The sequence below is a fragment of the Sphingobium sp. C100 genome (genome assembly GCF_000508185.1).
Classification (GTDB): Bacteria; Pseudomonadota; Alphaproteobacteria; order Sphingomonadales; family Sphingomonadaceae; genus Sphingobium.
Genome location: NZ_AYOY01000090.1, coordinates 1 through 12,411, shown reverse-complemented (window position 1 = coordinate 12,411; position 12,411 = coordinate 1). Strand labels below are relative to the sequence as shown.

The 12,411-nt window shown below is 63.2% G+C and carries 12 protein-coding genes and 1 pseudogene; 6 read left to right on the top strand and 7 right to left on the bottom strand.

Going from position 1 to position 12,411, the window contains the following annotated elements; translation table 11 throughout:
- Positions 1 to 24: 24 nt before the first annotated feature.
- The 3 genes from C100_RS31635 to C100_RS31625 are packed head-to-tail and all read right to left on the bottom strand — an operon-like array spanning position 25 to position 2,361.
- Complete coding sequence (locus C100_RS31635; RefSeq protein ID WP_024019021.1) at positions 25 to 336, bottom strand: alkylphosphonate utilization protein; 312 nt, start codon at positions 334 to 336, stop codon at positions 25 to 27.
- On the bottom strand, positions 333 to 1,994 hold the full coding sequence (locus tag C100_RS31630) for a SulP family inorganic anion transporter (RefSeq protein ID WP_268746842.1): 1,662 nt from the start codon (positions 1,992 to 1,994) through the stop codon (positions 333 to 335). The genes C100_RS31635 and C100_RS31630 overlap by 4 nt, the downstream gene beginning before the upstream one ends.
- A gap of 37 nt (positions 1,995 to 2,031) precedes the next feature.
- The gene (locus tag C100_RS31625) at positions 2,032 to 2,361 is read right to left on the bottom strand and encodes a helix-turn-helix domain-containing protein (protein WP_024019019.1); all 330 of its coding nucleotides are present in this window, start codon (positions 2,359 to 2,361) and stop codon (positions 2,032 to 2,034) included.
- Positions 2,362 to 2,482: 121 nt separating this feature from the next.
- Between C100_RS31625 and C100_RS31620 the strand changes: the two are divergent.
- From C100_RS31620 to bktB, 3 genes and pseudogenes are all read left to right on the top strand, one after another.
- Positions 2,483 to 4,167 (top strand): annotated as a pseudogene (locus tag C100_RS31620) (phosphoenolpyruvate carboxykinase (ATP)).
- Positions 4,168 to 4,225: 58 nt separating this feature from the next.
- Complete coding sequence (locus C100_RS31615; RefSeq protein WP_024019018.1) at positions 4,226 to 4,657, top strand: DUF983 domain-containing protein; 432 nt, start codon at positions 4,226 to 4,228, stop codon at positions 4,655 to 4,657.
- 52 nt (positions 4,658 to 4,709) lie between these two features.
- On the top strand, positions 4,710 to 5,891 hold the full coding sequence (gene bktB, locus C100_RS31610) for a beta-ketothiolase BktB (protein WP_024019017.1): 1,182 nt from the start codon (positions 4,710 to 4,712) through the stop codon (positions 5,889 to 5,891).
- A gap of 143 nt (positions 5,892 to 6,034) precedes the next feature.
- Here the strand turns inward: bktB and C100_RS31605 are convergent, their stop codons facing one another.
- Positions 6,035 to 7,063: a PAS domain-containing protein gene (locus tag C100_RS31605; RefSeq protein ID WP_024019016.1), complete on the bottom strand. Its 1,029-nt coding sequence runs from the start codon at positions 7,061 to 7,063 to the stop codon at positions 6,035 to 6,037.
- A 216-nt stretch (positions 7,064 to 7,279) separates the two neighbouring features.
- Between C100_RS31605 and C100_RS48210 the strand changes: the two genes are divergently transcribed.
- Positions 7,280 to 7,645: a c-type cytochrome gene (locus C100_RS48210; RefSeq protein ID WP_235219032.1), complete on the top strand. Its 366-nt coding sequence runs from the start codon at positions 7,280 to 7,282 to the stop codon at positions 7,643 to 7,645.
- A gap of 177 nt (positions 7,646 to 7,822) precedes the next feature.
- Positions 7,823 to 8,242 (top strand): DUF1810 domain-containing protein, encoded by a 420-nt coding sequence (locus C100_RS31595; protein ID WP_024019014.1) that lies wholly within the window; start codon positions 7,823 to 7,825, stop codon positions 8,240 to 8,242.
- Between the two features lie 218 nt (positions 8,243 to 8,460).
- Here C100_RS31595 and cydX read toward each other — a convergent pair whose 3' ends face one another.
- From cydX to C100_RS31585, 3 genes are read right to left on the bottom strand one after another with little or no spacing between them, the layout of a single operon-like run.
- The gene (cydX, locus tag C100_RS47820) at positions 8,461 to 8,565 is read right to left on the bottom strand and encodes a cytochrome bd-I oxidase subunit CydX (RefSeq protein WP_024019013.1); all 105 of its coding nucleotides are present in this window, start codon (positions 8,563 to 8,565) and stop codon (positions 8,461 to 8,463) included.
- Between the two features lie 13 nt (positions 8,566 to 8,578).
- A complete protein-coding gene (gene cydB / locus C100_RS31590; protein ID WP_024019012.1) occupies positions 8,579 to 9,727 on the bottom strand; it encodes a cytochrome d ubiquinol oxidase subunit II in 1,149 nt (382 codons plus the stop codon).
- Positions 9,728 to 9,739: 12 nt separating this feature from the next.
- Positions 9,740 to 11,314 carry a cytochrome ubiquinol oxidase subunit I gene (locus C100_RS31585; protein WP_031308934.1) on the bottom strand — a complete coding sequence of 525 codons (1,575 nt, stop codon included), beginning with the start codon at positions 11,312 to 11,314 and terminating at the stop codon, positions 9,740 to 9,742.
- 137 nt (positions 11,315 to 11,451) lie between these two features.
- Here C100_RS31585 and C100_RS31580 point away from each other — a divergent pair.
- Positions 11,452 to 12,411, top strand: a 960-nt coding sequence (locus C100_RS31580) for an ABC transporter transmembrane domain-containing protein (protein ID WP_024019010.1), incomplete at its 3' end; no start/stop codon positions are given.

Sequence of the window (12,411 nt, the reverse complement as noted above, 5' to 3'; positions counted from 1 at the left end):
CTGGCTTGAAAATTGAGAGAACGATCAGTGCTTGCGCACGAACTCCGCGCGCAGGACCAAGCCCTTGATGCCATCATGCCGGCAGTCGATCTCCTGCGCATCGCCTGTGAGCCGGATGGACTTGATGATGGTGCCTTTGCGCAAGGTCTGGCCGGCGCCTTTCACCTTGAGGTCCTTGATGGTAATCACGCTGTCTCCGTCGGCCAGCAGATTGCCGACGGAATCCCGCACCTCGACTGTGCTTTTCTGCGCCGCCTTCGCCGCCGCTTCGGCAGCCGGCAGCCATTCGCCCGACGCTTCGTCGTACACATAGTCATCGCTACCGGTCTCGGTCATGCCTTCTGTCCTTCTGATGTATCGATATGGGTTGGTGCAGACAGTGCCGAGACTTCGCGCAGTGCGGAGGCAAAATCGGGACTGTGACGGACACGGGTGCTCGCTTGCCCCAGGCCGAGGCGGTCGAGCATCCCCAAGGGTTGGCCCTTCACGCCGGAGAAGATGACCTGCGTACCGGCAGCCTCGGCCTGCGAGATGATCCGCTCGAGGCTGGTCGCTCCGCTCGCATCGAGCAACGGCACGCGGCGCATACGCAGGATGATTGCGCGGGGCGCGGGACCGATCCGCCGTAGCGTGTCGAGCAGTTCGTCGGCGACGCCGAAGAAGATCGGGCCCTCGATGCGGAACACCTCCACGCTTTCGGGCAGATCCTGGCGCTGCGTCAGTTCCTCGCCGTCTTCTTCCGGTTTGCCGGTCTCGTCGATGCCGGCGGCGATCGCCACCGTCCGGCTCATCCGTGTCATGAACAGGAGCGACGCCAGGGTCACGCCGACGCCGATCGCGACGGTCAGATCGACCAGCACGGTCAGCGCGAAGGTCAGCAGCAGCAAGCCCCTATCGCCGCCCGGCATGCGCAACAAGCGCAGGAACCGGTCGTGCTCGCTCATCCCCCAAGCCACCACGAACAGAATCGCCGCCAGCGCCGCCAGCGGCACGTAGGCCATCAGGTCCGAAGCGAAGAGGATGAACAGAAGCACGAAGGCCGCGTGCAGCATGCCGGCGACAGGCGTCGTCGCTCCCGCCTTGATATTGGTAGCCGTGCGCGCGATCGCCCCCGTCGCCGGCAGTCCGCCGAACAGCGCGGACGCCATGTTCGCGATCCCCTGTCCGACCAGCTCCTGGTTCGAGCGATGGCGTGATCCGATCATGCCGTCGGCGACGACTGCCGACAGCAGTGCTTCGATGCCCGCCAGGAAGGCGATGGTGAAGGCGCTCGGCATCACCGCCTGGATCTTGGCCACCGAGATGTCCGGCATCGCGGGCACGGGCAGGCCGGAAGGGAGATCGGGGAAGCGCGAGCCGATCGTCTCCACCGGCAGATGGAGGAACGCGGCAACCAGCGATGCGACGACGATGGCGATCAGAAAGCCCGGTAGGCGGGGCGCCCAGCGGCGCAGCACTAGAATCAAGCCAAGCGCGCCGGCACCGATCACCAGCGCCGCCCACTGCGCCGTGCCCAGCGCCGCAAAATAGGCCTGCCACTTGGCGAGGAAATCAGCAGGCACCTGCTCGATCGACAGGCCGAAGAAATCCTTGACCTGGCTGGAGGCGATGATGACCGCGATGCCGGCGGTAAAGCCGGTCACCACGGGTTGCGGGATGAACCGCACCAGGCTGCCGAGCCGCGCGTAGCCCGCCGCGATCAGCATCAGCCCGGCCATCAGCGTGGCGAGCAGCAGCCCGTCATAGCCATGCTGGGCAATGACGTTGAACACGACGACGACGAAAGCGCCGGTGGGGCCGCCGACCTGAACCCGCGATCCGCCGAGCGCCGAGATCAGGAAGCCTGCCACCACGGCGGTGATGAGCCCCTTGTCGGGGGAAGCACCGCTGGCGATCGCCAGCGCCATGGCCAGGGGAAGCGCGACAATGGCGACAGTGAGGCCGGCGAGAGCGTCACGACGCAGCCGCTCGGGTCCGTAACCTTCGCCCAGCACCGTAAACAGTTTGGGTGTGAAAGCCGTCAGCCGCGCATCATAGGCCACGGCCGTGGTCCGCGGGCTCTTCGGCCTGATCGAACAAGACCGAAAGGACACGCCGAGACCCCTTGCCGGTGACGGTTTCCTTGAGTCGTACGCCGCGTCCGGCGCCGTTGCTCGGCGCGTTCTCGCCGATGATTTCGATCCCCGCAGCCTCGAGCGCGCCAATCACCTTGACCAGCGTATCGACGACGCTGCGGACTTGCCCGTCCGATGCCTCCATCCGCTGGATGGTCGGAAGCGACACGCCCGACAGCGCGGCGAGCTGGCGCTGGTCGATACCGAGAAGCGCCCGTGCGGCACGCATTTGCTGCGACGTGATCATCGTGACTCCATGATGTGTCAGACATCAAATTGCAATCTTACAATTCATGTATGCCATATGCTAACTGGATGTCACTGTCTTTCCATCACGCGATGATGATAACGCTACAGGAGATGTCCGGATGCCCAACCTCTTTGCTCGCACGCTGCTGGCCGGCGTGAACGAAGATTCTCGGACGCTGCGCAACCTCGGCACGGCCGAACTGATCGAGGAAGCTGTACGGGCCGGCGAGGGACTGCTGTCGAAGGACGGCGCATTCGTCGTCCAGACAGGCAAGCACACCGGCCGCTCCGCCAAGGACAAGTTCATCGTCAAGGATGCCGAGACGGAAAACACCGTATGGTGGGGCAAGACCAACGTCCCGATGACGCCCGAGCACTTCGCCAACCTGCGGGTCGATTTTATCAAGGCGCTCGAAGCACGGGAACGGCTCTACGTTGCCGACCTGTTCGGCGGCTCGCAGACTGAGCATCGTATCAAGGTTCGGGTGATCACGGAGCTCGCCTGGCACAGCCTCTTTGCTCGCACGCTGCTGGTGCGTCCGAGCGCCGAAGAGCTGGTCGGCTTCGCCCCCGAATACACGATCATCGATCTGCCCAGCTTCCGCGCCGATCCCGCGCGTCATGGCTCGCGCACCGAGACGGTGATCGCGGTCAACTTCTCCGAGATCTGCCCAGCTTCCGCGCCGATCCCGCGCGTCATGGCTCGCGCACCGAGACGGTGATCGCGGTCAACTTCTCCGAGAAGCTGATCCTGATCGGCGGCACCTCCTACGCCGGCGAGATGAAGAAGTCGGTCTTCGGCATCCTCAACTACCTGCTGCCGGCTAAGGGCGTTATGCCGATGCACTGCTCGGCCAACATCGGCCCCGACAGTAAGACGGCGGTTTTTTTCGGGTTGTCGGGCACCGGCAAGACCACGCTCTCGGCCGACGCCAGCCGCACGCTGATCGGCGACGACGAACACGGCTGGTCGGACACCGCCGTGTTCAACTTCGAAGGCGGCTGCTACGCCAAAATGATCCGTCTGTCGCAAGAGGCGGAGCCCGAAATCTTCGCCACCACCAAGCGCTTCGGCACGGTGCTGGAGAACGTGGTGATTGATCCAATCACGCGCGAGATCGACCTCGACGACGATGCGCTGGCCGAGAACAGCCGCGGGTCCTACCCGATCGACTTCATCCCGAACACGTCGGAGCAGAACCTCGGCCCGGTGCCGCAGAACATCATCTTCCTGACCGCCGATGCTTACGGCGTCCTCCCGCCGATTGCGCGGCTGACGCCCGATCAGGCGATGTACCACTTCCTCTCGGGCTATACCGCCCGCGTCGCCGGCACCGAGATCGGCGTGACCGAGCCCGAGGCGACCTTCTCCACCTGTTTCGGCGCGCCGTTCATGCCGCGCCACCCGTCGATCTACGGCAACCTGCTCAAGGAGCGGATCGCCAAGGGCGGCGTGAAGTGCTGGCTGGTCAACACCGGCTGGTCGGGCGGCAAGGCGACGATGCCGGGCATCAAGCGCATGCCGATCAAGGCCACGCGCGCTCTGCTCAACGCCGCGCTCGACGGCAGCCTGAACGAGGCCGAGTTCCGCGAGGACCCGAACTTCGGCTTCGAGGTTCCCGTGGCCGTTCCCGGCGTTGATACCAAGCTGCTCGACCCGCGCGGCGCCTGGGCCGATCCGGTCGACTACGACAAGACCGCGCAAGATCTGGTCCGCAAGTTCATCGACAACTTCGCCGAGTTCGAAGCCCACGTCGACGAAGGCGTCCGCAAGGCGGCGCCCATGGCGCAGATCGATGCCTGAATCAGGGGCCTCGGTCCCTTGTCAGAAAGGGCTATCGGAGGGTGAGGAGCTTGCGGGGGTGCATGGCGAGCCTGCGCAGAGCCGGCTTCCCCGATCGTTCTGGGAAGCCGTCGGCCGCGGCGCGTTGGGTCGATGTCCGGCCTGCGGCGAGGCGAAGCTGTTTCGTCGTTTCCTCAAACCGGTTTTCCAATGCCCTGCGTGCGATGAGGACTGGCGGCCCCAACAGGCCGATGATTTTCCAGCTTACGTCTCGATTTTTCTGACCGGTCATATGCTCGCACCGCTGATCATCGCGCTCGTGAAGGACGCGGGACTATCGGTCGGCGCGCTGGTCGCCATTATCGTGCCGCTTGCGATCGTGATGATGATCGCCCTGCTGCAGCCGGCCAAGGGAGCGATCATCACCATCCAATGGTGGTTTGACATGCACGGCTTCGTGCGGAAGCGGCGTGCTCCTGCCGACCTGCGCGATGCTCCCCCGTGGGCCTGACTTTGCCTCAGACAGGTCGGCCGCCATCGTACTCTCAATCGGAAGACTATTTATGGAAGAAGTCTACATCGTCGGCGCCGTTCGCACAGCGATCGGCGACTTTGGTGGTTCGCTGAAGGACTTCAAGCCTTCGGAACTCGGCGCCAAGGTAGCTGCCGAAGCGCTGAGACGCGCCGGAGTGGTTCCCGGCGATGTAGAGCACGTCGTGTTCGGCCAGGTTGGCAACACCAGCGCGCGCGACGCCTTCCTCGCCCGAGTGATTGCGCTCAATGCTGGTGTGCCCAACGAAACCCCTGCCTTCACGCTCAACCGCCTGTGTGGATCGGGCGTCCAGGCGATCGTCTCGGCCGCGCAGATGATGAAGCTCGGCGAGGCCGCGATCACGATCGCCGGCGGCGCGGAGTCGATGTCCAACACCCCTTTCCACGACCACTGCACTCGCTTCGGACAGAAGATGGGTAATGTCGTGCTCGAAGACGCGCTGACCGTCGGCCTGTCGGACCCGATCGGCGACTATCACATGGGTATCACCGCCGAGAACGTGGCTACACGTCATGCTATCCGCCGCGAGGACATGGACGCACTCGCCGTCACCAGCCACCAGCGTGCCGCTCGCGCCCAGGCCGAAGGTCGCTTCGAGGAGCAAATCCTCCCGATCGAGGTGAAGACCCGCAAGGGTATCGTCATGTTCGACACCGACGAGCACGTGAAGCGCGATACCGACCTGGATACGTTGGCCGCGATCAAGCCGGCATTCAAGAAGGACGGGTCGGTCACGGCGGGCAACGCCAGCGGCATCAACGACGGCGCTGCGGCGGTCGTGCTCGCCACGGGCAGCGCGGTAGAGGTCAAGGGGCTCGAGCCGCTGGCGAAGATCGTCGCTTGGGGTCATGCCGGTGTCGAGCCGGAATATATGGGCGAGGGTCCAATCCGGGCGGTGCCGATCGCGCTCGAGCGCGCCGGCCTGACGCTCGACGAGATCGACGTGATCGAGAGCAACGAGGCCTTCGCCGCACAAGCGGCGGCCGTCGCCAAAGTGCTCGGCTTCGATCCCGAGAAGGTCAATCCGAACGGCTCGGGCGTGAGCCTCGGCCATCCGGTGGGGGCCACCGGAGTGATCCTGACTGTGAAAGCGATTTATGAACTCAAGCGGATCGGCGGCAAGTACGGCCTGATCACGATGTGCATCGGCGGCGGCCAGGGTATCGCTCTTGTCATAGAAAGCGTGGGCTAGCTTGTGATGCCGACGCCTTACGTTCTGGCCATCTCATCCTCGCCCGATTTAATCCTCGCACGATACCGATCACAGGCGTGGGGACGCATGGAGCGCCACGTCGGCGCAAATCGATCGTGGCCCGGCGTTGCAGCCTCGATGCATCAGACAGGCAGTTCGAGAGTTACTGAAAGCCCGGAGGGCCGCCATTCCCGGTGGATGCTTCCGCGCACCGAACGAACGATACGATCCACCATCTCCGTGCCGAAGCCCTGCTGCTGCGGCGCGGACACGTCCGGACCGCCCTCTTCCACCCAAAGGAGCTTCAGCATATTGTCTGAGGCGGTCCAATCGATCGCGACGGATCCACCCTCGATACTCAAGGCACCATATTTCACTGAGTTGGTCGCCAGTTCGTGGAGCAGCAGCGCGAGATTGGTAACCGCGTCCTGACCGATTTCGACAGTCATTCCGTTGATCCGGCAATGGGTACCGTAGGGTTGCAGCACGGACTCGACGAGGTCTTTGAGGGGCGTGCAATCGTCCGCCTCGCGGCCCGCGGACGGAAACGCCGCGTCCGAAGCTCGGGACAACGCCTGTACCTTCTCGCGAAGGATGGCCATCGCCTCTCCTGTCGCGCCTTCGGCAGCCGCCTCGCGCTCGGCGAGGGCGATCAGCCCGCCAACCACCGAGAACAGGTTCTTCACTCTGTGCTGCATTTCCCGAAAGAGCAGATGCTCGCGGGACACAGCGCTTTCGAACTGTTGTTCGAGTCGGGTCTTCTCGGTGACATCGCGCGATACGCATAGGACACACAGCACGTCACCCGCCGGACCGGCTACGGGTGTGAGCAGGTTATCCCAGTAACGAACGCCATCGCTCGAAGAGCTCGTGCCGGTGAAGCGAGCATTGGTTCCAGCCGCAGCCCGGCGCAAAGCTTCCTCACCGGCCGAACGAACATCCTCGGAAAGCAGAGGAAGCCAGAGCATGCCGAACGTGGAATCTTCGGGAACGCCGAGCGCCAGGCAGCCCGCCCTGTTCATCGTGAGCAACCGCCCGTCGAACGAGATAACCTTGATACAGTCCGGGGTCGCATCAAGCATCGCCTTCTGCATGTCGGACAACTGAGGCTCGCTTTGGGCAAGGGCATCGGGAAAGATAATCCGCGTGTATATGCCTGCTGCGGCTTCCATAATTGTTCACTCTGCCTGCGGAAAGGTTGTGGCTCGATACAAGTGGCAGGGAAGACGTGCTCATTCAAGACGCCTGGGATCTGAAGCATCATAAATGATGTTTAGAACGTCATTTTACAATCATACATTTTATTCTCCAAATGCGCTAAGGACGGGTCGATTCGTTTATAATCAGGTGCTGGAATGGTTGCGAGTACGACGATCACGCAAAGAGCGATGCTCATTCTTCTTGGTATGGTGGCTGCGGGCTGCAATGCGACGGACGGAATTGGCGCCCCCCGGGAGAACCCCTCTGTCCGCGCTTCAACGACAGCCGAACAGCGTGGACTGGCCCTTGCCACAACCCGTTGCGCCGCCTGCCATGCCGTCAACGGTGCGATGTCGCCTGACAAGAATGCTCCCACGTTCGAAACGATCGTCAACACGCCAGGGCTCACTGCGGAAACCTTGCGTGCATGGCTCGGCAACTCCCACAATTTTCCAGAGATGATGAATTTCGAGATCGCGCCGGAGCATATCGAAGACCTCTCTGCCTACATGCTCACGCTGCGCGATCCAGGATATCGGCCGCCGATCCAATAGGGCCGGCTACCCTTCACCGCATAGATTGAAAGGACTGCGGATGGCATATCCTGGCAGCCCCGCTGACCACGCTACTCATTATCCCCTGATGCACTATGATCGCACACCAACGCGAATGAGCGCGCGGGCCCGAACCGGCGATGCGGTTCGCGTGACGCAACGCCCGAGGCATGGGTGATGCCTGACGAAGACTCGCTCGATCGCTTCGTTGAGGCCCAGACCTTGGCCTACACGCGCGCGCTCGCGGAAATCCGTCGTGGCAGCAAGCATTCACCTTGGATGTGGTACATCTTTCCGCAATTGGCCGGACTTGAGCGCAGCACGACGGCACGGCATTTTGCGATCCGTTCGATCGATGAAGCCCGTGCCTTCCTGGCGCACCCCGTACTCGGCACCCGCTACCGCGAGTGCGTTACCGCACTCCAGGACCTGTCCACGCGCGACGCTGTCGGCGTTTTCGGCAAGGCAGATGCGTCGCGGCTCAAGGCCTCGCTGACGTTGTTTGAGATGGCCGATCCGCACTCTCTGTTCGCTGCCGCGCTCGACCGGTGGTTCAGTGGCGAGCGGGACGCACGTACGCTATCCTTGCTAGGATAACGCCGCTGGCCCCAAGAACTCCTGAAAACGGTGCAGGTCTGTCTGAGGGTAGCGTCATGCGTCAGCCTGCGTCGAAAAACCCTCAAATTTTTACAAGTCTGTCGATGGCTCATCGTGGCACAACCGGACTCGGTTCGGCCAACAGCGGTCAGATTGGAACTGTCGATTTGACGGCAAGCGGCCGAACCTTCTCCCTTTTCATTTTGCCGCGGGCAGGCCTACAGTTCGTCACCATCCTCCGATCGGAATTCATGCCACATGCCGTTAAGGATGCCGAAGGCGACGGCGAGGCCGAGGCCGAGGATCCAGCTAAAGTACCACATGGCGTCTCGCCTCTCAGTAGAAGTCGGGATTGGTATCGACATCGCGCAGCGTGACGCGGCCGAACAGGATCTTGTAGACCCATGCCGTGTAAAGGAGGACGATCGGCAGGAAGAAAATCGTCACGACCAGCATGATGAACAAGGTCAGATGGCTCGACGACGCGTTCCACACGGTCAGACTCGATGCGGGATCGATCGAACTCGGCAGGATGAACGGAAACATCGACAGGCCCACGGTCGAGATGATCCCGAGCGCGCCCAGCGAGGAGCCACTGAAGGCCAGCGCCTCCCTGCCCGAGCGGATGCCGAACAGCGCGAGGAGCGGCCCCACGAATCCGAGGGCCGGTGAGACAAGCATCCAAGGATAGCGCGCATAGTTGTCGAGCCAGGCACCGGGCGCCGCCACTGCCCCGGCGAGCAAGGGATTGGACGGTCCGGCGGGATCGACAGTATCGGCGACCCGAAAACCCATATCCATCGTTGCGGTCATTACGCCGCCGAGCGCGAACAGGACGATGGACAGGATAGCCGCCATCTGGCCGAAGCGGCTCGCGCGATCATGCACTACACCGCGCTCGATCTTGATCGCGAGCCAGGCCGCGCCGTGCAGCACCAGCATCGCGACCGAGAGCAGTCCGGCGACCAGCGAGAACGGATGGAACAGCCCGAGAAGTCCACCCTCGTAGAAAGCGCGCAGATCGCTGTCGAGCCGGAAGGGGATACCTGCAAGGACGTTGCCGACCGCAACGCCGAACACCAGCGCGGGGACGAAGCCGCCGACGAACAGCGCCCAATCCCAGCGGGTTCGCCAGGCGAGGTCGCTGCGCTTGGAGCGATATTTGAAGCCCACCGGTCGCAGGATCAACGCCGAGAGCACGACGAACATCGCCAGGTAGAACCCGGAAAAGCTGACCGCATAGACGAACGGCCAGGCCGCGAAGATCGCGCCGCCGCCGAGAATGAACCAGACCTGGTTGCCTTCCCAGGTCGCGCCGATGGAATTGATCACCATTCGGCGTTCCTGGTCGGTTCGGGCAACGAACGGCAGCAGGGTGGTGGTGCCGAGGTCGAAACCATCGGTGAGCGCGAAGCCGATCAGCAGCACGCCCATCAGCGCCCACCAGATCAGCCGCAGGGTTTCATAGTCGAGGAGAGGGGCCATGGTCGTGTGCTCCTACTCTGCGGGCAAGGGTGTGTAGCCGCCGGTGCTTGACGACACGTCCGGCTCAGGCGGCGGTGGCTCGACGGGACCGTGGCGGATTGTCGCCAGCATCAGCCTGACCTCGATCACCGCTAGCGCCCCGTAAAGCAGGGTGAAGCCGACGATTGTTGTCCAGAGTTGCGCGACCGTCAGGCTCGATGCGGCAAGAAATGTCGGCAGCACACCCTCGACCGCCCAGGGCTGGCGACCGATCTCCGCGAGGATCCAGCCGAACTCGATGGCGACCCAGGGCAGCGGGATGATCCAGACTGCGGTGCGCAGGAACCAACGCGCATCGAAGCGGCGGATGGTCGAGAAGTAGAAGGCGCATGCGAAGAACAGGATGAAGAAGAAGCCGAGCCCGGCCATTACGCGGAAGACCCAAAACATGACCGGGACATTGGGCACCGTCGTCCATGCCGCCTGCCTGATCTGGTCGGGCGTAGCCTGACGGGGATCCGCGACGAAGCGCTTGAGCAGCATGGCGTAACCAAGATCGAGCTTGTGCCGCTCGAACTGCTCACGTGCCGCTAGATCATGGCGATCCGTCTTCAGCCGTTCGACGGCGTCGTAGGCATGGACGCCGTTCTCGATGCGATCCTCGGCTTTCGCGACGAGTTCGAAGATGCCCGATACTTCGCCAGTGAAACTGCGAGTCGAGATGAGGCCCAGGAGATAAGGAATCTTGACCTCGTAACGGGTCTCGCGGCCTTCGAGGCTTGGAATGCCGAACACGGCGATCCCGGCGGGCGCGGGTTCAGTGTGCCACATCGCCTCGAGCGCGGCGAGTTTCATCTTCTGGTTGTCGGTAAGTGCATAGCCGCTCTCGTCGCCGAGCACGACAACCGAGAGCGAGGAGGCAAGGCCGAAAGCCGCCGCGACGGTGAAGGAGCGCCGGGCGAGAGCGGTCCACTTGCCCTTGAGAAGATACCATGCCGAAATGCCGAGGACGAAGACCGAGGCGCAGACATAGCCGGCGCTGACGGTATGTACGAACTTGGCCTGTGCAACGGGATTGAACAGGACGGCCATGAAATCGTGGACTTCCATGCGCATCGTTTCGGGATTGAAGCGGGCACCGGTGGGGTGCTGCATCCAGCCGTTGGCAATCAGGATCCACAGTGCAGAGAGGTTGGAGCCGAGCGCGACCATGAAGGTAGTGAAGAGATGCGCAGGCTTGCTGAGCTTGTCCCAGCCGAAGAACATCAGGCCGACAAAAGTGGCTTCGAGGAAGAAGGCCATCAGGCCCTCGATCGCCAGCGGCGCGCCGAAAACGTCGCCGACGTAGTGCGAGTAATAAGACCAGTTCGTACCGAACTGGAACTCCATGGTGATGCCGGTTGCGACCCCCAGGACGAAGTTGATGCCGAAAATCTTGCCCCAGAACCGCGTGATCGTGCGCCAGATCGGGCGACCGGTCATCACATAGATGCTCTCCATGATGACGAGCAGGAACGACAGTCCCAGGGTCAGGGGCACGAACAGGAAATGATAGAGCGCGGTCAGCGCGAACTGGAGGCGCGACAATTCCACCACGGCCATATCGATCATGTGCGCGCTCCTGCGGCAGGTGTGCGAACTGCCCCGCCGACTCTGTCCTCGATATTATTATTCATTACGTGTAACTGTGTATCTGTTCAAGGCCAAACAGGTGATCGATGAAGCGGCGGGGCAGTGCAAAGAGGATGGCGCCCATCGCCTGGCTGTTCGATTGCGCTGGTGCGATTTTTGTGGCTGCGGGTCTCGCGCACAGCGTCACAGCTCTGTCTGTCGAAGGCGTCCGGCCGCTGCCCGCACTCGCCCCCGCCGCAGCCATGCTCATCGCCGGCGCCGTACTTCGCGCGATCGCAATCTGCATAGCGCAGACCTTCGGATCCTGGGCCGCGGCTGATGAAAAAGCGCGGTGGCGCGGGCGCGTGCTGCCAGCGCTACTGCGGCGTGGTGGGAGCGCGCCGCGCATGCTGGGCGAGGAAGTGGCTGACGCGACCGATCGCATCGAGGATCTCGACGGCTACCATGCCCGCTTTCAGCCGCTGCGCGTGGCATCCGTTCTGGCGCCCCTGGCGATTGCCGCGGCGGTTGGCCTGGCCAGCCCGGTAAGCGCGGCGATCCTCCTGGCAACGCTGGTGCCGTTCGCGGCCGGGATGGCGCTCGCCGGAAGCATGGGCGGCAAGGCGGCGCAGCGGCAGATGGCGGCGCTGGGCCGGCAATCCGGCCTGTTCGCGGACAGGCTGCGCAATCTTCCGATGATCCGCGCGTTCGGCGCGCAGGACCGGGTGGCGCGCCAGCTCGAACAGGCGACGCGGGACGTCGCCGAACGCACCCTGTCCGTGTTGCGGGTCGCCTTTCTGTCGGGTGCCGTACTCGAATTCTTTGCCGCCTTGTCTGTGGCACTGGTCGCTGTCTATTGCGGCTTCCATCTGCTCGGCCTGTTGCCCTTTCCCGTTCCCGAACGCCTCACCCTGAGCGAAGCCCTGTTCGCGCTGGCGCTGGCCCCCGAATTCTACCTGCCGATGCGCCGGCTGGCGGCTGCCTATCATGACAAGCAGCTTGGCGAGGCTGCCCGCGAGCGGCTCTTCGCGCTGGCTGGGACGACGACGACGCCAGCGCCGATCGTGCTGGATCGTCCGCCTGTCATTCGCGCT

What these genes read in the sequence shown, in the direction of transcription:
- C100_RS31635 (WP_024019021.1), bottom strand. Translation starts at nt 336, where the DNA reads ATGACCGAGACCGGTAGCGATGACTATGTGTACGACGAAGCGTCGGGC.
- C100_RS31625 (WP_024019019.1), bottom strand. Translation starts at nt 2,361, where the DNA reads ATGATCACGTCGCAGCAAATGCGTGCCGCACGGGCGCTTCTCGGTATC.
- bktB (WP_024019017.1), top strand. Translation starts at nt 4,710, where the DNA reads ATGGAAGAAGTCTACATCGTCGGCGCCGTTCGCACAGCGATCGGCGAC.
- C100_RS31605 (WP_024019016.1), bottom strand. Translation starts at nt 7,063, where the DNA reads ATGGAAGCCGCAGCAGGCATATACACGCGGATTATCTTTCCCGATGCC.
- C100_RS48210 (WP_235219032.1), top strand. Translation starts at nt 7,280, where the DNA reads ATGCTCATTCTTCTTGGTATGGTGGCTGCGGGCTGCAATGCGACGGAC.
- C100_RS31595 (WP_024019014.1), top strand. Translation starts at nt 7,823, where the DNA reads ATGCCTGACGAAGACTCGCTCGATCGCTTCGTTGAGGCCCAGACCTTG.
- cydX (WP_024019013.1), bottom strand. Translation starts at nt 8,565, where the DNA reads ATGTGGTACTTTAGCTGGATCCTCGGCCTCGGCCTCGCCGTCGCCTTC.
- cydB (WP_024019012.1), bottom strand. Translation starts at nt 9,727, where the DNA reads ATGGCCCCTCTCCTCGACTATGAAACCCTGCGGCTGATCTGGTGGGCG.